Genomic DNA, 19202 nt, shown 5'->3' with positions numbered 1-19202 from the left:
ATAGTGTTGGGGACTGATCAGTCAAAAACACAAAGGCGTGATGATTTCGTTACTGCTGGATTGGCAGTTGAATAAATCAGCCCGCTCTATTCTGTTTGGGAACACGTTATAGATTTAGGAGCGCAAAAAATGGCACGACCACGAGAGTTTGATGTCGAAGTCGCATTGAATAATGCACTGCAGGTGTTCTGGACTAAGGGCTATGAGGGGACGGGGATCTCCGATCTTCTTGAGGCAATGCAAATTGCCAGGGGCAGCCTTTATAAAGCTTTTGGTGACAAAAGAAATTTGTATTTATCTGCCTTAAAGCAATACGAAAAAAACTGTATTGAGCCTGCGGTCCAACTTCTTCGAGGAAAAGAAATATCAGACGGAGGACAGCGAATTCGAATGCTGTTTGAGACGATTATTCTTGCCGTCGAAGATGATAACGATCGGCGGGGATGTTTTCTTTGTAATACGGCAGTTGATCAGGCCCCTCATGATCCGGATGTAAGGAAAGCTTGTCAGTATATGATGGGAAAAATGGTGCAGGGATTTTATTGTGCCTTGAAGGATCTTGAAGATCCTGAGGGGCAAGATGAAGAGGTTTTAGAAACAAGGGCAATGAGCTTGAACGTTGCTTATAACGGCCTTCGTATAATGGCGAAAACGGGATACTTATCGTCAGATATACGAAAAACGAGCGAAAGAACTCTGACAGAATTTGGTTTGTAATAATCTGGGAAAACGATGCGAGCGATGAGATTGTTTCTTGGTAATTTATAGCCTGTCAGATCTAATTATTGTTTCATTTGATTCAAGTCTTGCTGAACCAGATCCTATGCCTTAGCTTCGCTTTGTCTTCACGGCATCCACAAAGCTGATGAAGATAAATCCTAATATCGCCTGAAAATGAGGTTGGCATGTCTTCTCAACGCTGGGCAGTTTTGTTCTTGATAACGGCGCAATTACTTTGGGCCGGGAACTTTATTGTTGGTCGTGCCATTTCAACAGAAATAGCACCTCTGACGCTTTCTTTCTGGCGTTGGACGCTAGCACTTGCATGTCTTTTTCCTTTTACAATTTTTTCACTAAAGAAAGACTGGCATCTATACCGACCTGTTATTGGTAAGATGATTATTTTGGGATTGTTGAGCGTCGCGAGCTTTAACACGCTTCTTTATTTCGGGTTACAGACAACCCCGGCAACCAATGCGGCGCTTTTTAACTCTATGATCCCGGTTATTATTATAGGCCTGTCATTTGTGGTTTTTGGCGACAGAATTCGTTCAATACAGGTTGTCGGCATTGTTATTTCTTTTTGTGGTGTTCTAACCCTCCTTGTCCGGGGACATCCGGAAAACCTTATGAACCTGACTCTGAACAGCGGTGATTTGTTTGTTCTGGGGGCTGTGTTGAGTTGGTCGCTATACTCACTTTTGCTTAGGTGGAAACCTGCTGGGGCATCGCCTTTTTCTTTTATACTGTTGAGTGTGCTTATTGGCGAAGTTGCCCTAGCGACACTTTATTTGCCCGGTTGGATAAAAGCGGCCCCGCTGGAAATGACACGGAATAATTTATTGGCTGTGTTCTATGCGGGTGTGCCTGTTTCAATTGTTGCCTTCATCTGCTGGAACGAAGGGGTTAAGCACGTTGGGGCCAGTTTAGCGGGGCAGTTTATCCATCTGTTGCCCGTTTTTGCGGCATCTCTGGCCATCCTTTTACTTGGGGAAACGCCTGAAGTATATCATGCTGTCGGGGCCATTTTGATCGGCTTTGGGGTCTGGCTGTCTGTTCGAAAAAAACGAAAACCGGTGGTGGTTTCTTCTCAATAGCAGGTTCATTATCAGACGTTTATGAGGTAAGGTAAAAGGGTTATGGGGGCACTATCCGTACTGCTTGCGAGTATTGGGAACAGAGCTTCGATTATTTTGACGCTTAGCCTACCACTTTGTGCCTATCTACCTGCTTCTGTTAGCAAAATGCTTCTGCCATATATGAGCTTTATTATCATTGGTCTTATAACTTTGGCCATGATCCGGGTTGATTTGGCGCGTGTCCTTGGTCATTTAAAAAATCCGGTTTCTCTGGTGCTTTTCCTTGTCGGCTTGATGTTGGTATTTCCCTTAAGTGTTGACTGGATAGCGGGTTATTTCTCCCTTGCTGCTCCGATACATATTGGGTTGGTATTGGCTGCGTGTGCCCCACCTTTAGGGTCTGCGCCAAATCTCGCATACCTTCTAAAGCTTGATGGGGAATTGGTGTTTAATATCACCTTGGCTGGTACTGCAATTATACCTTTGACAGCGCCATGGGTTATTGGAATGACGCTGGGGGATCAAATGACTTTTGATCAGTGGGCGTTGTTTCAAAAATTACTGATCACTGTGGGAAGTTCATTTTTACTTGCGTTTGTTGTCCGCAAAGTATTGGGGCGAGAACGCATTAAAAGAAACAGTCCCCAATTGGATGGGGTAAGTACCCTTATTATGGTGCTGTTTGTGGCAACTGCGATGGCGGGGGTATCCGAAATTATTGAAAATGATCCCTTGTATATGGTCTTGCTATTAATTGTCGTGACCATCGCAAACTTTGGGTCCCAATTCTTTTTTTCAATCATTGGACTTTTTATTCGGCGAATAGGTCATTTGTTTCGCTCTGTCGGAAGTATTCAAACGGAAAGCATTTTATCCTTTTCCATGGTTGCTGGGAACAGAAACCTAGGTCTTGTTGCTGCTGTTATTCCGATTGCTTTCCTACAGGAAATACTTCCCTTTCTGGCGCTGTATCAGGTGCCTATATATTTAACGCCTCTCTTAGGTGGTCTGTTTTACGGGTATTTGTTGAAAAGAAAATAATAGCCGAACAGGCAAGGTGATTGTCTAGACGTTATTGGTTAAAGTGAATGCGATTCGCTGAAAATTCAAAACTCTCATTCATTATATATTTTTCTTTAATTATCTAATTTATAACAATTATTTGATGCTTTTGTTATTAGGTAAATGATTTTGTTCTCTTTTTGTTCTTAATGATGTATTTCTTGTTTATGGATCAAAAGACAGAGCAAATACCGGATAAACAGAACAAGCTTGAAAAGGGGCACCTTCATCCCGATGCGCTTCGGGGGCGGGGAGCAATAACAAACCGTGTCGGACGCTTTGAAACGCATGAACGGGAAAGAACTGACGATGGTTGGGGCAGCTTGGACGAGGGGACGAGGCTACAAACCGATATCTCGAAAGACCCAAGTCGTTCGGTAATATCAAAGAATAGTTCGCCGGATATCCCCTTTGAATTATCCTTCAACCCTTACAAGGGGTGCGAGCATGGCTGTATTTATTGTTTTGCCAGACCAACGCACGCCTATCTTGGGCATTCGCCGGGGGTGGATTTTGAGCGTTTGATCTATGTAAAGGATGATGCTGCAGAATTACTGGGCAAAGAGCTGTCAAAAAAAACATATGAATGTAAGGTCATAGCGTTTGGTGCGAATACTGATCCTTATCAGCCCATAGAGAGGGAACAAAAGATCACCCGACAGGCCCTAGAGGTCTGCGAAGCTTTTAACCAGCCTGTGGGTATTATCACCAAAGGATATCTGGTGATGCGCGATGCAGATATCTTGCAGCGTATGGCGCAGAAGAATTTAGTATCTGTAGCTATATCTGTAACAACTTTGGACCGGAAGTTGGCGCGGGCGATGGAACCCAGAGCGAGCACGCCATCTAAACGACTGGATGCCGTTCGGCAGCTTACGGAGCTTGGTGTGCCTGTGTCGGTGCTCATGGCGCCAATTATTCCAGCGTTGAATGATCATGAAATAGAACGTGTTCTGGGTTTGGCCGCGCGGGCGGGCGCAGTTTCCTGTAGTTATGTGCTGTTAAGGCTGCCGGGTGAGATCAAAGATTTATGGCTTGAATGGTTACGCTTGCATTACCCGGATCGGGCTAATCGTATCATGGGAATATTGAAATCGATGCGGGGCGGTCGTGAGTATGATTCACGTTGGGGCAAGCGTATGCGTGGAGAAGGTGTTTTTGCGCAACTCATTGCCGATCGCTTCTCTTTGGCCCGAAAGCGCTATGGACTAAATAAAAGATCACTACGGCATTTGGATATCAGCCAATTTTGCATTCCGCCTGATTTTTGCAGATCAAGTCCTGATAAGAAGGCTGTGTTAGCGAACCAGATGGATTTATTTGGCTGACATTTTCCAGATGAATTCTAATCCTGAGCCCGCAAATAATACATAATATCTAGAGAAGGAGGTGGAACATCGGTTTGACTTAACAGGCAATGTACTTGACCACGATGATGCGTTTGATGGTTAAAGGCGTGTCGAAGAAGGGCGCTCATGGGATCACAATGATTATCTCCGGCAACATTTTTGTAGCTAAGATCATTATCCAAAGTGTCTTGAGATATACTTTGTGCATATTTCAGGATGCGTGCGTCTTCGCTCTCACGCGCTGTTTGTAAGCTGGAAAAGTCTTGATACAGGATATCAGATAGAGACAATTTTTCTGGGGCACCTTCGAAACGACCAAACCAAATTTTGTCGCCAACAAGGATGTGGTTGAGAGTATTGTGGATTGATCCAAAGAAGCTGGGGCGTTCAGCTTTGTAGTCAGCTTCGGGCAGGTTAGCACAGCTTTTATAAAGGGTTTGATTCGCCCACTTGTTATATTCTGCGAGTTGTATGAGTTCGTTCGGCGTCATATCGGGGGTTCCAATTTTTGACATAATTTTCAGTTATATAATGTGTGGTTAAATTGCATGTTTTTCAATATTATATTTACGTAATTTATTAATCTAAAAGGTTTTTTTTGTGACTGGAAGTATAACGAAGGATCATTTTGAAATTCGCCTTGCTGAAGAAGAGGAGATTCAATTTTTATGCGACTTGGCAGCTGGCGAAGGTTGGAATCCTGGCCTAAGAGATATCCAGTGTTTTTATCAGGCGGATAAAAGTGGTTTCTTTATAGGGCTTTTAAACGGCGAGCCGATTGCTTGTATTTCGGCCGTTAAATATGGGGAAGAGTACGGCTTTGTCGGATTTTATATTGTTAGGGAGCCGTGGCGCGGTAAGGGCTTTGGTCTCGCCATTTGGGATCATGCATTAGATCGCTTGAAAGGCCGTCTTATCGGTTTGGATGGCGTTGTCGACCAACAGGATAATTATATTAAATCGGGCTTTCAATTTTCACACAGAAATATTCGCTTTGAAGGTACAGCAAAGGCGCAAGAGAATAAGGCAGTAGGCCTTGTCGATGTGAAGTCCTTTTCTTTTGATCAGATAGTTGCGTTTGACCGGGAACATTTTTTTGACGAAAGAAAAAGATTTCTCAAAGCTTGGCTTGGTGAAGAGGGGCATTTGGGCTTTGCGGCGATTGATGGCGCTGAAGTCAAAGGCTATGGTCTTATCCGTCCCTACTTTGACGGCTATAAAACGGGGCCTTTGTTTGCAAAAAATCCCGTCGTGGCGAATGATATTTTTAATAGACTTTGTGCCGAGATTGACGACAGTACCATTATCCTAGATGTGCCAGAGAATAATACAGAGGGGGTGTTGCTGGCAGAACGCTATGGGCTTGTGCAAAGCTTTGAAACAGCACGAATGTATAAAGGCGGGAGTGTAAATTTACCGTTAGATAATATTTACGGTATCACCTCGTTCGAATTAGGATAGAAACGTATAAGCGATAGTGCTGCGACGTTGTGAAGCGTTACTTTACTATCGTATAAAGCGTGATTTAATACTATCTATAATCCCACAACAAATCGGTTCGCTTTTTTGATGTTGCCGAAAAAAAACAATGTGGAATTTAACATGCACGATACAGCAGAGAAAATTTACCCAAAACTGTCTTCGATGAAAACGGGTACCCGCGGGAAATGCCCTAGATGTGGCGAAGGAAAAATCTTTGATGGGTTTTTGACCGTTGCCAAAGGGTGCAAGGTGTGTAGTCTTGACTATTCCTTTGCCGATCCTGCTGATGGTCCTGCTTTTTTCATTCAAATGCTGTTCTGTATTCCTGTTGTCATTTTTGCACTCTGGTTCGAAGTCAAGTTTGAGCCTCCTGTTTGGGCACATTTTCTAACAACACTGCCTTTGCTCTTGTTAACCTGTATTCTTCCTCTTCGACCTTTGAAGGGATGGTTGATTGCAAGCCAGTTCTTTTTCAAGGCAGAAGAGGGACGATTGGTTGTCGAGGGCGATGAAAAATAAGCCTGATCAGTGATGTTTCGTCTCTGATTTTCAGTTCTCAATTGCGGGGCTTATAACTTTTAGCCCCGTAACTTTTAGCCCTGTACTTTTAGCCACGTAATTTTTCGATCGTAATTTTGGGCTCTTCTGGTACCGGGTATGCTGAGGACGAGCAGGCAGATCTGGTCTGTTGAGAAACATATGTCTGTTCCCTGCTATAGCTGATTTTTGTTTTAAGTTTCCAGTTCCCGATTAAGAATCAGTGATGTTTTAAGTTCGCTCACTACCGGATTTGCAGAAAGTTTGTTGCGTACATCATTGAGAACCTCGGGTGTTTCCGCCCTGACCTCTACCAAAAGGTCGGGTTCTCCTGCCAACGAATAGCATCGGATGACTTCTGGAAAACTTGATATTTCTGAGATCAAGTCTTTTGCAGGCGTGTGTGTCAGGTTCAAAAACAGAAACGCACCAAAGCCACGAGTTGTAGCGTTTTTAAGTTCTACTCTGTAACCTGTAATAATCTGGTCGTCTTCAAGTCGTTGTAGGCGGTGACGTACCGTAGATCTGGCGATGTTGGTCTGTGTTGCAATTCCCTTGATCGTTTCGCGCGCGTTATGGCGCAGTACCTGTAGGATCTGGCGATCAATTTCATCTAAGTCTCGCATCGAAACGTCAACATCTTTTTATTTGTTGGAAATAAGAGGCAGAGAATATCAGGCACCTGCCATAAAAACAATCAAACGCGCATAATGGCGAAAGATGTGGGCGTTTATTTTTTTTATACTGCTTTCAATTAATTAACTGCAAAAACCATACGTAGTACAAGGTGCATAAAATGTCTGTTAATAAACTCCATGTTTATACCGTAAGTGAGGCCGAAGCTCTTTTTCAGGAATTTTATGGTCTTACTGCAAAAGCCAGTGGTTTACCGAGCGAGAGAGATCAGAATTTTCGGATGGATACGGCTAAAGGCGAGAGTTTTGTGCTTAAACTATATGCGCCCGAGGCAGATGTTTGCTGGTTGGATGCACAGGATCAGTTGCTCATAGAGCTGACAAATCAGGACGGGGGACTTCCGCTTCCGAGACTTATTGAGAACAACAAAAAAGCAACGACTTACAAAATTACGGATTGTAACGGACAAGATCGTTTTATCCGCGCTCTAACTTGGTTGGAAGGAGAAGTCTGGAATAAAGCAGCGCAGAAGCAAAGCTTGGACTTTAAACAGATTGGCGGATTGATGGGGCGTATGGATCTGGCGCTTAAGTCCTTTATGCATGCCGGGGCGGATAGAACTTTTTTGTGGGATATTGCTCAAGCATCTGCCCATACAGCTTTTATTCCTTTGATTGCAGATGCAGAAATTAAGGCCATTGTTGAATCAATCCTGGAAAAATTTTCCAAGGAAACAGCGAGTGCTTTAAGCAGGTTGCCACGACAGGTTATTCACAATGATGCGAATGACTACAACATTCTTGTCGATAAACAGGGCAAGATCAGTGGTCTTATTGATTTTGGCGATTTTATTAAAAGTCACCGGGTTTGCGAAGTTGCTGTTGCTTGCGCTTATGCCATGCTGGCCCAGAAAGATCCTGTCGGAAAAATTTGTGATGTTGTGTCTGGTTATCACAAGGTGAATTCGCTGTGTGAGGAAGAGCTATCTATCCTCTACGATCTGATAAGGGTTCGGCTGGCTGAATCATCCTGTATGGCGGCACAGCAATATGCCGCCAATCCGGAAAATGAATACCTGCTGATCAGCCAGAAAGATATTCGTGACCTTCTTCGTAAGATGGAACAGATCAACCCGCAGGTGGTGCATTATCGTTTACGGGATGTCTGTGGCTATGAAGCCTGTGCCGGGTCTCGAAAGCTGGAACAGTGGCTTTTGACCAATGCTGATAAAATTGGACCGATTTGCCAACACGATCTTTCCCCGGAAAATGTATTGGTTCTCGATCTATCGCCCTTGTCTGTAAATGAGGAGGGGATACCGCGCAGTGCCGAAGATGCAACAAATGTTATCTTTGACTTGATGAAAGACGCTGGGGCTGCTGTCGGGGTTGGCAGTTATCTGGAAGATCGGGATGTGTATAAGGGAGATTTTTTTGAAACAGTCGATCCGGACGAAAAACGCACTGTTCATTTGGGAATAGATCTCTTCCTGCCAGCATATGAACCTCTCTATGCACCACTAGACGGTATTGTGCGCGTTCATAATGATAATACGCGCGATTATGACTATGGTCCGGTTATGATACTAGAGCATAAAACCGACGACGGGCAGGTTTTCTATACGAAATACGGGCATCTTAGCCGTTCATCGTTGGAGCTTTGGGAAGATCGGAAAGCTTTTAAGAAAGGTGAAGTAATCGGTTATCTCGGTCCTTATCCTGAAAATGGCAACTGGGCGCCTCATGTTCATTTCCAACTTCTGTTAGATCTGATGGGCATGGAAAATGATATCTGCGGTGTGGCGGCGCGTAGTGAAATCAATGTTTGGTCATCTGTCTGTCCAAGTCCAAATCTTATTCTGGGCATGAAAACCAAATGTCAGGGAGATGTGACGCGTAGCTCAAAAAGTATCCGCGAAGAACGTGCCAGACATTTAAGTCCCAATCTAAGTTTGTCCTATTCGGATCCGCTTAAAATTGTGCGTGGTGAAGGACAGTACCTCTACACTGAACAAGGCGAGCAGTATTTGGATATGGTGAACAATGTTTGCCATGTAGGACATTGCCATCCCCGTGTTGTTGCTGCTGCAACAGGGCAAATGCCCGTTCTCAACACAAATACGCGTTATATGCATGACAATATTGTTAACTATGCACGCGAACTGTTGGCGACCTTTCCTGACTCGTTAGAGGTATGCTTCTTTACCAATTCTGGTAGTGAGGCCAATGATTTGGCCCTGCGCTTGGCTCAGAACTATACCGGGCAAAAAGATATGCTGATTGTTGATCATGCGTATCATGGGAACTTAACGTCCCTCATTGACCTAAGCCCCTATAAGTTTAATCGCAAAGGGGGGAAGGGCTGTCCGGATCATGTTAAAATATGTCCGATGCCTGACGGATATCGGGGACCTGTTAAATGGGATGATCCTGATTGTGGTGATAAGTACGCTGCTAAGGCAATTGAACAGCTAGCGGGTTTGCAAAAACAAGGCCGGAAACCTGCGGCTTTTATTGCTGAATCCTTACTGGGGTGTGGTGGACAGATTGTCTTGCCTGAGGGATATCTAAAACGTGTTTATGAAGCGGTGCGAAGTGCGGGTGGCCTCTGTATTGCTGATGAAGTTCAGGTTGGTTTCGGTCGCGTTGGAAGTCACATGTGGGGCTTTGAATTGCAGGATGTTGTGCCGGACATTGTTACCCTCGGAAAGCCGATTGGAAATGGACACCCTATGGGGGCCGTTATCACAACCCGGGCTGTCGCAGATGCTTTCTTCAATGGTATGGAGTATTTCAATACTTTTGGTGGAAACCCGGTTTCTTGTGCAATAGGGCGGGAAGTGTTGCAGGTTATTCGGGATGAGCGCTTGCAGCATAATGCGGCTCAAGTTGGTCAACATATTCTGGATGGTCTGACAGAGATGATGGCGCGCTATCCATTAATCGGTGACGTTCGCGGGCGGGGGCTCTTTATCGGGGCTGAATTGGTATATGACCAAGAAACGCTAGAGCCTGCAACAGCTGAAGCCGGCAAGGTTGTCAACCTTATGAAAGAAAAGAATATCCTGCTTTCAACGGATGGCCCGCTGGATAATGTGGTGAAAATCAAGCCGCCAGTGTGCCTTACGATGGAAAATGCAGATCAATTTCTAAAAGAGTTTGATGTCTGTATGGCTTTGGTTAGTCAGGCCAGTTAGTTTTAGACAGCTTTAATACATTAACCCAGAGGAGCTTGAGGGATCTTAAGTTCTTTTGGGTTTTCGTTTTCATATTCAGTAGTATAGTGAGTGCTTAATCACAATAGATATTGAGTTCATTAAATTATGCGTGATGGCACGGCGACGAAAAATAAAATAAATCGGGTTGCTATGGAGCTCTTTGCTGAAAAGGGCGTGACGGAAACCACGACCAAAGATATTGCCGCAGGCGCGGGAATTGCCGAAGGTACAATATACCGCCATTACAAAAGCAAAGATGAATTGGTGAAAAAACTGTTTCTGTCTCTCTATGAAGAACAAGGGAAATATCTACAGGAAATTGCTTCTACAGGTAAAGATTCCAAGCAAAAAATTGCGGATATGATTGTCAGATTTTGCCAGTTGTTTGCAGAGGACAAGGCGCTATTTACTTTTTTGCTTTTGACACAGCACGGACAGCTCAAAGAAGTCCCGGATGACATGATTACACCAGTTGTGGTTTTACGGGATTTAATTGCGCAAGGTCAGAGTGACGGAAGGATAAAGCAAGGTGATCCTGATTTTATGGCTGCAATGGTGCTGGGTGTCGTGATCCAACCTGCCGTTTTCCACGTCTATGGCCGCCTGACACAGGATTATAAGAGCTTTATCCAAGATTTGACCGAAGCTGCGTGGAGTATAGTTAGGCTTGATGAATAGAGCCTGATCCTGTCCCGGAATCAGAGGCATTTATCTAAGGTCCTGAAGCTGAGAACCTGATCTGGGAATATGATCAGGTCGGGCGCTTGATCTTATGTTTGGGGAACCATTTTGAGAAAACAATCAGGTTTCCGCCCAAAGCAAGAACAACGCCTAAAACAGCTGTTTCTGTCCAGATATATTCCTCAAAAACGGTAGAGAGTGACAGGGCAACGATTGGGAAAAGGACTGTGGAATAGGCGGCTTTTTCTGCGCCGATCTGTCCAACAAGTTTGAGATACATGGCAAAGCCAATCACAGTGCCGGGAATGGCGAGATAAAAAAGAGCACCTAAGTATTTATAGGAGTTCTCTATATCAAACGAGTAGCCTTGAAACAGGCACCAAAGCCCAAGCGTTATGCTGCCATAAATCAGCGCATAGGAATTTGAGACAAGGACATTTCGCCCTGCCTTTTGCTGATGTTGTGAGACCAAGTTGCCGAGGGAAAAGCAATAGGTTCCTGCTATGGATAACAGTAAGCCTACGAGGCCAAAACTGGTTCCGTTACCGAGTTGAATGTCTTCCCAGAAGAGGGCGCAAACCCCTAAAACACCAAGGCATGAACCAATAAGTGATCTTAAAGACGGCGGCTTTTGCTGGAATATAAAGGCATTGATCATGTTGAAGATGCTTGCCAGGGAAAAGACAACCGCGATCAACCCACTGGGTAGATACTTAGCTGCATTGTAGAAGAAGATGAAATTCAAACAGAAGAGACACCAACCCTGTAGTACAAACCACTTATGCTGTTTGATCGGAACCCATGTAAGTTTTCTTAAAGCAAGCATAAAAATGATTTGTGCGAGTGCCGCCAAGGCAAAACGATAAAAGGCGGACACTTCGACCTGCACGGTTCCAACCTGAAAAGCGATTGCCAGCCAGGTCGTTCCCCAAATCAAGACAGTTCCAAGGTAAAGCAGAATATTCACAAGGCATCCAGACAAATCACTGTTCAAAAGATGATGATGTCATAAAGGGGAGCGACCGGGCTGTATATCAGTTTCGGGCACTTTTTTCACATTCTTGCGGCTAAGTGAAAACTGGTGTCTTCTCAAAAGTGAGCAAGAGGATTAAGTTGGGGGAAATTGATATCGGCAAAGATCATGCAGCCAGAAGAACTTTATATATATAAAACCCTTAAAAAAGTGGGTGCACAATCCAGTCAAACTCTTGAGATTGGGTCAGGGCTTTCTTTGTCTGCGTGGCATAATGATGGTGGCTATGCGGTATACGAGAGAGCAAGCCACCATACATTGAGCTTTTATCTGCAAGGGGGCAAAGGGACACAGCGCCATAATGGTGAGAAATCGCTTGGTAAGGGGCACCCGGGTGCGGTTTGTATCATGCCGGCTGGCGTACGTTCTGAATGGAGTATCGAAGCGCCGTTTAAATTTATGCATCTTTATTTTGATCAGGCTGAATTCGATCGGATTGCCTTGGAAAGTTATGATATTGATCCAAGTCTGGTTTCTCTTGAAGATGTTGCCTTTCGAAGTGATCCCGTGATCGAACAACTGTTTCGCCAAATAATTGTACCTTTGGATTGGCAAAACCCTGCGGATAAAATGAGCTTGTCACATGCGGGGCAGCTCTTGATACAGCATTTGTTCCGTGGTTATACAAACAAAACGGCTGAACCAGAATTTATCAAGGGAGGATTACCCCCTTATGTCGCAAAAAGAGTTAAGGACTATATAGAGGCGTTTTTGGATCAAGGTTTGGTTGTCGAAGATCTGTCTGCTGTTGCCGAGTTGAGCCCGTTTCATTTCACCCGGATGTTTCAACGAACAATGGGGACCAGCCCCCACCAATATGTTTTGACCCGACGGGTGCAAAGGGCCAAGGACTTATTAGGGAATAGTCAAAAAACGCTGAGTTCAATTGCCTTTCAGTGCGGGTTCAGCAGTCAGAGCCATATGGCTACACGCTTTCGTAAGGCAACTGGGTTGACGCCAAGAAAATTTCGGCAACTGTCCTGAAAAGATCAGGTGAGTTTATAAACTTACTGGGGTCGTGGCCAAGCTTATGTTATGGCATGTTTAGGTGCTAACATTTTTGGTTCAGGAGAAAAAGTAAGATGGGTTTGTCAGAAGGTCCGAATAAGTCTTTTCATATTGTTGCTGTGGTCGGGAGCTTGCGAAAAGCTTCTTATAATCGAGCTTTGATGATGGAAGCAATTGCTGCGGCACCAGAAGGCGTCACCATCGAAGTTTTCGATCAATTGGCCGACATGCCTCTTTTCAATCAAGATATTGAAGAAATTGAAACCCCAGATTCTGCCTTGGCTTTTAAAGAAGTTATTCGCAAAGCTGACGGGTTTCTTGTGGTTACACCTGAATATAACAGCGGCTTACCCGCGGTTTTGAAAAACGCGATCGATTGGGCATCTCGTGGTACGCCGTCGGTTTTTAAAAACCTTGCGGTTGGCATCATGGGAACTAGCCCGGGGGCTTTGGGAACGTCTAAGGTACAGCAACAATTAAAACAAAGTCTTTCGGGGCTTGGGGCCTATCCTTTGGCGGCACCGGATTTTGTTTTGCCGTTGTATAAAAGTAAATTCGATGACGAGATGAAACTAAATGATTCTAAGACGGTAACACGCATAACCAACTATCTGGATCGGTTGAGAGAACTTGGGCTTTGCTTGAATGCTATTCGACCTCGATCGTAATGGTTTGAGGTGGTCATTTGAGGCACTCTGTTTAAGAAGCATAAATCATAATCAAGAGGTTTACTTTGCCTGTCGCTAGTTTGGGGATGAGTGATGCAATCGCACAGCAACTGAGAAATGACATTCTTCGGGGGGGGATTTCGGGGGGTGAGCGTTTGCGTCAAGATCACATTGCTGCACGCTTTGGTGCCAGTCATGTTCCTGTACGTGAAGCTTTGCAAAAGCTTGGGGCAGAAGGTCTGGTCCTTTTTCAACCGCGTCGCGGTGCAATGGTTACGCCTTTAACGCAAGAAGATGCTCAAGAAATCACAGACATGCGACTTGAATTGGAGTGTCTGGCGCTTAGAAAAGCAATGACGGTTTTTGGGGCTGTTGACTGTGGCAGTGCTGAATTGGCGATCACGAAGGGAAATGATTCCAATGATCTGGATCTGCTTATGTCAGCGAACTGGGCTTTCCACCGTTCAATCTATGCAGCAGAGAAGCAGCCAAGGTTAATGAAGTCACTCGAGGCACTGTGGCTGCACAATGAACGTTATCAACGATTAGTATTCGAAACCATTCCTTATAAGTTAAAGTCACAACAAGAGCATACTGAGATTCTATCCGCGGTCAGGGCTGATCTTAGTGAAAAAGCGGTTGATTTGCTGGCAAGGCATATCAAAGAGGGGGGCTCTAAGATGACACAGATCTTACAAGACAGGCTGCCTTGATTTCGCTTGTCTTTGGTTTGTTGCTGGACGAATTGGGATCTTCATCACCCCGGTTTTAAATCAGTTGTTGCCATGTTGTCTTGAGACACATATTTTTGACAAAATATTATTTTATCCCAGTTAAATGACATCCTGACTTTCCACAAAAGGTTCTCTCGTGACGTTTAAAAATTATTGCCAGACGGTTGTGACAAACTTTGAAGCACTGAGTGTTTTGGGGGACGTCATGGATGAGGCTGCAGACGTTTGGGTGCAGGCCTTAAAGCGTGGGAATAAAATTATTTTCTGCGGAAACGGGGGCTCTGCGTCTGATTCACAACATTTAGCCGCTGAATTGGTCGGGCGTTATATTATCGAACGTGATTCCCTTCCCTCTATCGCCTTAACGGTTGATACCTCTGCCTTGACGGCGATTGCAAATGACTATGGCTATGATCAGGTCTTTGCACGCCAACTGAGCGGATTGGGCAAAGAGGGTGACGTCTTTGTTGGCATTACGACAAGCGGTAACAGCAGCAATATTGTGGCTGCGGTTGATGTTGCAAAGAAGATGGGTATTACGGTGATGGGCTTTACGGGGCAAGGTGGTGGCAAACTTGCCGAGCTTTGTGATCTTTGTATTAAAGTACCATCGGATACAACAAATCATATTCAAGAAATGCATATTGCTGTCGGACACTATATCTGTGGTGTAACCGAAATTAGATTGCGAGACGAGAAGTAACCAAAGGTTTGTTGCTGTTCATGGCTTCGGCTTTTGAAAACTGTTCATAATATCCAGAATGTTCTTAATCTGTGGTTGGGCACATTTCTTTGTTTGCTTGGATCTGTAAAAAAGATTCTAAAGCATAAACAGAGGCAGTTTTTGAGCGCCTTTAATTGAGGCAGATTCTTGAACTAGATATTTTGAACTCGCCAGTTCTCTTGCCAGTGAGGCTTCTCCTACGCGAGAGCCATGTCCGGTTAATACATGCAAGCCGCCAGCTAACCCTGCTTTTTTTCCCGCTTCAAGATCGGTCGCTCTATCGCCCACGATCCATGACTTTTTTAGGTCGATTGAAAGTATGTTATTGGCCCGCGTAAGCATCCCGTTGTTGGGTTTTCTTGCTTCGTGTTCTAGGTGTCCGCCCCAAGGTGTTTCCCCTTTTTGGTGAAAGGGACAGGCAAAAACAGCGTCTATATAGGCATCTTTGATTTCAAGTTCTCGATGCATCCTGTTTTGCACCGAATGAAAATCGGACCAGCCAAAGTAGCCATATGCAATTCCGGCTTGGTTGGTAACGATAATCACAGGAATGTTTTGCTGGTTAGCTGCTTTAATTATCTCGGCAGCACCGGGAATGAGCTCGACATCATTCGGGTTATGAAGATAATTCACTTCTTTAACGATAACGCCATCACGATCAAGAAAAAGGGCAGGCCCGTTTACTGGGAATACTTGGTCTTTGATCGTTCTTTTTTCGCACCAGATGCCATCTTCTTGAATATAAGGCATCGTCGCGTAAGGAAAGTCAGGATCATAAAAGGGAGTATTCATGTCTTCTGCTTCGTTAAGGTGTTTCGTCAATGGAAGGAAATAGAATTATATACTCTGAGTACCTTGCGTGGAATAAACTCTCAAGCCAATGATGATTAATTGAGATTATTAATTACATTAAATAAGTGGAAAATATGAATTTTTGTTTATACTAAAATAATAGTTATTTTTGTATTTTTGATGTAGTGTGTTGAAATTAAACAATTATATTGCCTCTAATTAAAAACACTAAATTTATGTTAATAATAAAAAAATCTCTTTTAATGTTGTTAAATAGAGTGTAGTTACTATTTAACATATCAAATTGACATTGAGTTTTAGTATTTACTAAAAATTTGTGTTTAATTTAACGCCCCGCTTTTGACTAAGAACTTGACATCTGTTGAGTTTATGGCTGCTTTGGGGCTGTATTTTTTGTATTTTACCTGCTTGATATAGCAGTATTGCGGAGAAAACGGTGAGCGACCCGTATCTGACACACTTAAAACAGCTGGAAGCTGAGAGTATCCATATCATTCGTGAGGTGGCGGCAGAGTTTCGTAACCCTGTGATGCTCTATTCCATTGGTAAGGATTCTGCCGTTATGTTGCATTTGGCACGTAAGGCTTTTTATCCTTCTAAACCGCCTTTTCCTTTGATGCATGTTGATACAACATGGAAATTCAGGGAAATGATCGCTTTCCGAGATAAAATAGCTGCGGAATATGGGTTTGACCTCATCGTTCATACCAATGAAGAAGGCCGTGAGAAGGGAATGAACCCCTTTGATCATGGTTCCGCACTTTATACGGATGTGATGAAAACTGAAGCATTGAAACAGGCGTTGGATAAGTACAAGTTTGATGCAGCTTTCGGGGGGGCGCGCCGGGATGAAGAAAAGTCCCGTGCAAAAGAGCGTGTCTTCTCTTTTCGATCAGAAAATCATCGGTGGGATCCGAAAAATCAACGTCCAGAGCTATGGAATGTGTACAACGCCCGTGTGAAACCGGGTGAGAGCATACGTGCTTTCCCTATTTCCAACTGGACCGAGCTGGATATCTGGCAATATATCTATCGTGAGAATATTCCGATTGTACCCTTGTATTATTCCGCAGTGCGCCCGGTCGTTGAGCGCGATGGTGCATTGATTATGGTTGATGATGATCGTATGCCGTTGAAGCCGGGTGAAACACCTGAGATGAAATCGGTCCGCTTTAGAACCCTAGGGTGTTATCCGCTTACAGGCGCTGTTGAATCAGAAGCAGCGACATTACCGGACATCATTCAGGAAATGTTACTGACCACAACATCAGAACGCCAGGGACGTGTGATTGATCACGACCAGTCTGGCTCAATGGAAAAGAAAAAGCAGGAGGGCTACTTCTAATGGCCCACAAAGATACCCTTATTTCCGAAGATATTCTGGCCTATCTTAAAGCGCAGGAAGAAAAAAGCCTGTTGAGGTTTATTACCTGTGGCTCTGTCGATGATGGTAAGTCAACGCTTATTGGTCGCTTGCTTTATGATTCTAAGCTCATTTTCGAAGACCAGCTAACGGCACTGGAAAGTGATAGTAAAAAAGTTGGTACAACAGGCGAAGATATCGATCTGGCTTTGTTGGTTGATGGCCTTCAAGCCGAGCGGGAGCAAGGCATTACCATTGATGTTGCTTACCGCTTTTTCTCTACCGACAAGCGCAAGTTTATTGTCGCGGATACACCGGGCCACGAACAATATACCCGGAACATGGCAACGGGTGCATCAGGTGCAGAACTCGCGCTTATCCTTGTCGATGCGCGCAAAGGGGTTTTGACCCAAACCAGACGCCATAGCTATATTGTATCTCAGCTTGGTATTAAGAACGTTGTACTAGTGGTCAATAAGATGGATCTGGTTAACTATTCCCAAGACCGATACAACGAGGTTGTCGAAGAGTATCTGGCCTTTGCGGAAAAGTTGGATATACCGAACATTATTACGACGCCGATCTCTGCCCTTAAAGGGGAGAACGTTATCGAGCGGAGTGCTGAGATGGTTTGGTACAAAGGTCCGACTTTGCTTGATCACCTTGAAACCGTTGATGTCACCACGGATATAACCGAGACGGCTTTCCGGATGCCCGTTCAATGGGTCAACCGTCCGAACCTTGATTTCCGTGGCTTCAGCGGAACGATTGCATCCGGACGTATCAAGCCGGGGGACGACATTGCTGTTTCTCCGTCGGGCAAAACATCCAAAGTTGACCGTATTGTGACCTTTGATGGTGATTTGGATGAAGCCATTGCCGGGCAAGCCGTCACAATTACGCTACAGGACGAAATCGACATTAGCCGTGGCGATCTTCTATCCAAAGTAGATGACGTGCCAGAGCTTAGTGATCAGCTAAAGGCGCATATTTTGTGGATGCAGGAAGATGCCTTGTTGCCGGGGCGCCCGTATCTTTTGAAAACGGCTGCAACGACTGTGCCCGTGGTCATTTCTGACCTTCATCACAAGGTCAATGTGAATACCCTGGAAGAACAAGCTGGTAAAACGCTGGAATTGAACGAGGTTGGGGTCTGTAATCTGGCGCTTGATCGAGCTATTCCATTTGATGCCTATAAAGATAACCGCGAAACAGGTTCTTTTATTCTGATCGACCGCTATACCAACGCAACAGTTGGTGCTGGGATGATTGATTTCGGATTGCGCCGCGCAAGTAATATTGTTTGGCAGGAGCTGGACGTTAACAAAGGTAATCGAGCAGAGCAGAAGGGGCAAAAGCCCTGTGTTCTCTGGTTTACCGGATTGTCTGGCGCGGGTAAATCAACGGTTGCCAACTTGGTTGAAAAGAAACTCTTTGCCGAAGGCCGACACACATACACCCTGGATGGGGATAATGTGCGTCATGGCTTGAACAAGGATCTTGGATTTACAGATGCTGACCGGGTTGAGAATATTCGCCGTGTCTCTGAAACCGCGAGCCTGTTTGTCGACGCTGGGTTGATTGTTCTTGTATCGTTCATTTCGCCTTTTAGAAGCGAACGCCGTATGGCGCGAGAGCTGATGGGCGAAAGCGAGTTCCTCGAAGTATTTGTGGATACGCCGTTGGAAGTTTGTGAAGAACGGGATCCGAAAGGGCTATATAAGAAAGCCCGTGCTGGAGATATCAAAAACTTTACTGGTATTGATTCCGCTTATGAAGCGCCAGTGAATGCCGAAATCGTTTTGGCTGGCGGAAGTGCGGAACCAGAAGTTTTGGCAGACGACGTTATTGCCCAGCTCAAAGAGCGCGGTTTTATATAAAACAAACATAGTCTGTTGTTCGGGAAAAGGGGTTGGTAATTTTACCAGCCCCTTTTTTGTGCCTTAATTTTGCGCGAAAGTAGCTAATATTAATACTACCTTAGCCCGTATTGTGGTTTACTTGGTATTTGAGAGATTGAGCTAAGATGATGTTTGATCGCCGGATTGTGATTTTCAGGTAAGGATGATCGTACACAGATAATAGTTATTAGGTCG

18 protein-coding genes are annotated in these 19202 nt (G+C 44.6%); 14 read left to right on the top strand and 4 right to left on the bottom strand.

Annotation, left to right across the window (positions count from 1 at the left end; genetic code table 11):
• The first annotated feature begins 129 nt into the window (after window positions 1–129).
• The 4 genes from ACN0W5_RS09820 to ACN0W5_RS09805 all read left to right on the top strand — a co-directional run bounded on the left by ACN0W5_RS09820 (window position 130) and on the right by ACN0W5_RS09805 (window position 4189).
• Window positions 130–717: a TetR/AcrR family transcriptional regulator gene (locus ACN0W5_RS09820; RefSeq protein WP_417453956.1), complete on the top strand. Its 588-nt coding sequence runs from the start codon at window positions 130–132 to the stop codon at window positions 715–717.
• A gap of 188 nt (window positions 718–905) precedes the next feature.
• The gene (locus ACN0W5_RS09815) at window positions 906–1817 is read left to right on the top strand and encodes a DMT family transporter (protein ID WP_417453955.1); all 912 of its coding nucleotides are present in this window, start codon (window positions 906–908) and stop codon (window positions 1815–1817) included.
• Window positions 1818–1859: 42 nt separating this feature from the next.
• Window positions 1860–2840, top strand: a complete 981-nt coding sequence (locus tag ACN0W5_RS09810) for a hypothetical protein (RefSeq protein ID WP_417453954.1) — start codon at window positions 1860–1862, stop codon at window positions 2838–2840.
• 188 nt (window positions 2841–3028) lie between these two features.
• Complete coding sequence (locus tag ACN0W5_RS09805; protein WP_417453953.1) at window positions 3029–4189, top strand: PA0069 family radical SAM protein; 1161 nt, start codon at window positions 3029–3031, stop codon at window positions 4187–4189.
• 17 nt (window positions 4190–4206) lie between these two features.
• On the opposite strand, the gene ACN0W5_RS09800 is transcribed toward ACN0W5_RS09805, so the two are convergent.
• Complete coding sequence (locus ACN0W5_RS09800) at window positions 4207–4701, bottom strand: DinB family protein (RefSeq protein ID WP_417453952.1); 495 nt, start codon at window positions 4699–4701, stop codon at window positions 4207–4209.
• Window positions 4702–4810: 109 nt separating this feature from the next.
• On the opposite strand from ACN0W5_RS09800, the gene ACN0W5_RS09795 reads away from it, so the two are divergent.
• Complete coding sequence (locus ACN0W5_RS09795) at window positions 4811–5671, top strand: GNAT family N-acetyltransferase (RefSeq protein WP_417453951.1); 861 nt, start codon at window positions 4811–4813, stop codon at window positions 5669–5671.
• A 141-nt stretch (window positions 5672–5812) separates the two neighbouring features.
• Window positions 5813–6211, top strand: coding sequence for a DUF983 domain-containing protein (locus tag ACN0W5_RS09790; RefSeq protein WP_417453950.1), 399 nt, complete (start codon window positions 5813–5815; stop codon window positions 6209–6211).
• 212 nt (window positions 6212–6423) lie between these two features.
• Here the strand turns inward: ACN0W5_RS09790 and ACN0W5_RS09785 are convergent, their stop codons facing one another.
• Window positions 6424–6855, bottom strand: a complete 432-nt coding sequence (locus ACN0W5_RS09785; RefSeq protein WP_417453949.1) for an Lrp/AsnC family transcriptional regulator — start codon at window positions 6853–6855, stop codon at window positions 6424–6426.
• Window positions 6856–7025: 170 nt separating this feature from the next.
• On the opposite strand from ACN0W5_RS09785, the gene ACN0W5_RS09780 reads away from it, so the two are divergent.
• Together ACN0W5_RS09780 and ACN0W5_RS09775 are read left to right on the top strand one after the other, a co-directional pair.
• Window positions 7026–10061: an aminotransferase class III-fold pyridoxal phosphate-dependent enzyme gene (locus tag ACN0W5_RS09780; protein ID WP_417453948.1), complete on the top strand. Its 3036-nt coding sequence runs from the start codon at window positions 7026–7028 to the stop codon at window positions 10059–10061.
• Window positions 10062–10187: 126 nt separating this feature from the next.
• Window positions 10188–10760, top strand: a complete 573-nt coding sequence (locus tag ACN0W5_RS09775) for a TetR/AcrR family transcriptional regulator (protein ID WP_417453947.1) — start codon at window positions 10188–10190, stop codon at window positions 10758–10760.
• A gap of 73 nt (window positions 10761–10833) precedes the next feature.
• Here the strand turns inward: ACN0W5_RS09775 and ACN0W5_RS09770 are convergent, their stop codons facing one another.
• On the bottom strand, window positions 10834–11730 hold the full coding sequence (locus ACN0W5_RS09770; protein ID WP_417453946.1) for a DMT family transporter: 897 nt from the start codon (window positions 11728–11730) through the stop codon (window positions 10834–10836).
• Between the two features lie 174 nt (window positions 11731–11904).
• Between ACN0W5_RS09770 and ACN0W5_RS09765 the strand changes: the two genes are divergently transcribed.
• From ACN0W5_RS09765 to ACN0W5_RS09750, 4 genes are all read left to right on the top strand, one after another.
• Window positions 11905–12780, top strand: a complete 876-nt coding sequence (locus ACN0W5_RS09765) for a helix-turn-helix domain-containing protein (protein ID WP_417453945.1) — start codon at window positions 11905–11907, stop codon at window positions 12778–12780.
• Between the two features lie 98 nt (window positions 12781–12878).
• A complete protein-coding gene (locus ACN0W5_RS09760; protein WP_417453944.1) occupies window positions 12879–13472 on the top strand; it encodes an NADPH-dependent FMN reductase in 594 nt (197 codons plus the stop codon).
• Window positions 13473–13537: 65 nt separating this feature from the next.
• The gene (locus ACN0W5_RS09755) at window positions 13538–14185 is read left to right on the top strand and encodes a GntR family transcriptional regulator (RefSeq protein ID WP_417453943.1); all 648 of its coding nucleotides are present in this window, start codon (window positions 13538–13540) and stop codon (window positions 14183–14185) included.
• 157 nt (window positions 14186–14342) lie between these two features.
• A complete protein-coding gene (locus ACN0W5_RS09750; RefSeq protein ID WP_417453942.1) occupies window positions 14343–14909 on the top strand; it encodes a D-sedoheptulose-7-phosphate isomerase in 567 nt (188 codons plus the stop codon).
• A 117-nt stretch (window positions 14910–15026) separates the two neighbouring features.
• On the opposite strand, the gene ACN0W5_RS09745 is transcribed toward ACN0W5_RS09750, so the two are convergent.
• Window positions 15027–15722, bottom strand: a complete 696-nt coding sequence (locus ACN0W5_RS09745; RefSeq protein ID WP_417453941.1) for a D-glycero-alpha-D-manno-heptose-1,7-bisphosphate 7-phosphatase — start codon at window positions 15720–15722, stop codon at window positions 15027–15029.
• A gap of 457 nt (window positions 15723–16179) precedes the next feature.
• Between ACN0W5_RS09745 and cysD the strand changes: the two genes are divergently transcribed.
• Window positions 16180–17088 (top strand): sulfate adenylyltransferase subunit CysD, encoded by a 909-nt coding sequence (gene cysD / locus ACN0W5_RS09740; RefSeq protein WP_417453940.1) that lies wholly within the window; start codon window positions 16180–16182, stop codon window positions 17086–17088.
• The gene (gene cysN / locus ACN0W5_RS09735) at window positions 17088–18986 is read left to right on the top strand and encodes a sulfate adenylyltransferase subunit CysN (RefSeq protein WP_417453939.1); all 1899 of its coding nucleotides are present in this window, start codon (window positions 17088–17090) and stop codon (window positions 18984–18986) included. The genes cysD and cysN overlap by 1 nt, the downstream gene beginning before the upstream one ends.
• The last annotated feature ends 216 nt before the right edge of the window (window positions 18987–19202 follow it).

It is taken from the genome of Kiloniella sp. (assembly GCF_048270245.1).
In the GTDB taxonomy this organism is placed as follows: domain Bacteria; phylum Pseudomonadota; class Alphaproteobacteria; order Kiloniellales; family Kiloniellaceae; genus Kiloniella.
The sequence above is the reverse complement of the archived record's forward strand: the minus strand, read 5'-3'. Positions and strand labels throughout refer to the sequence as shown.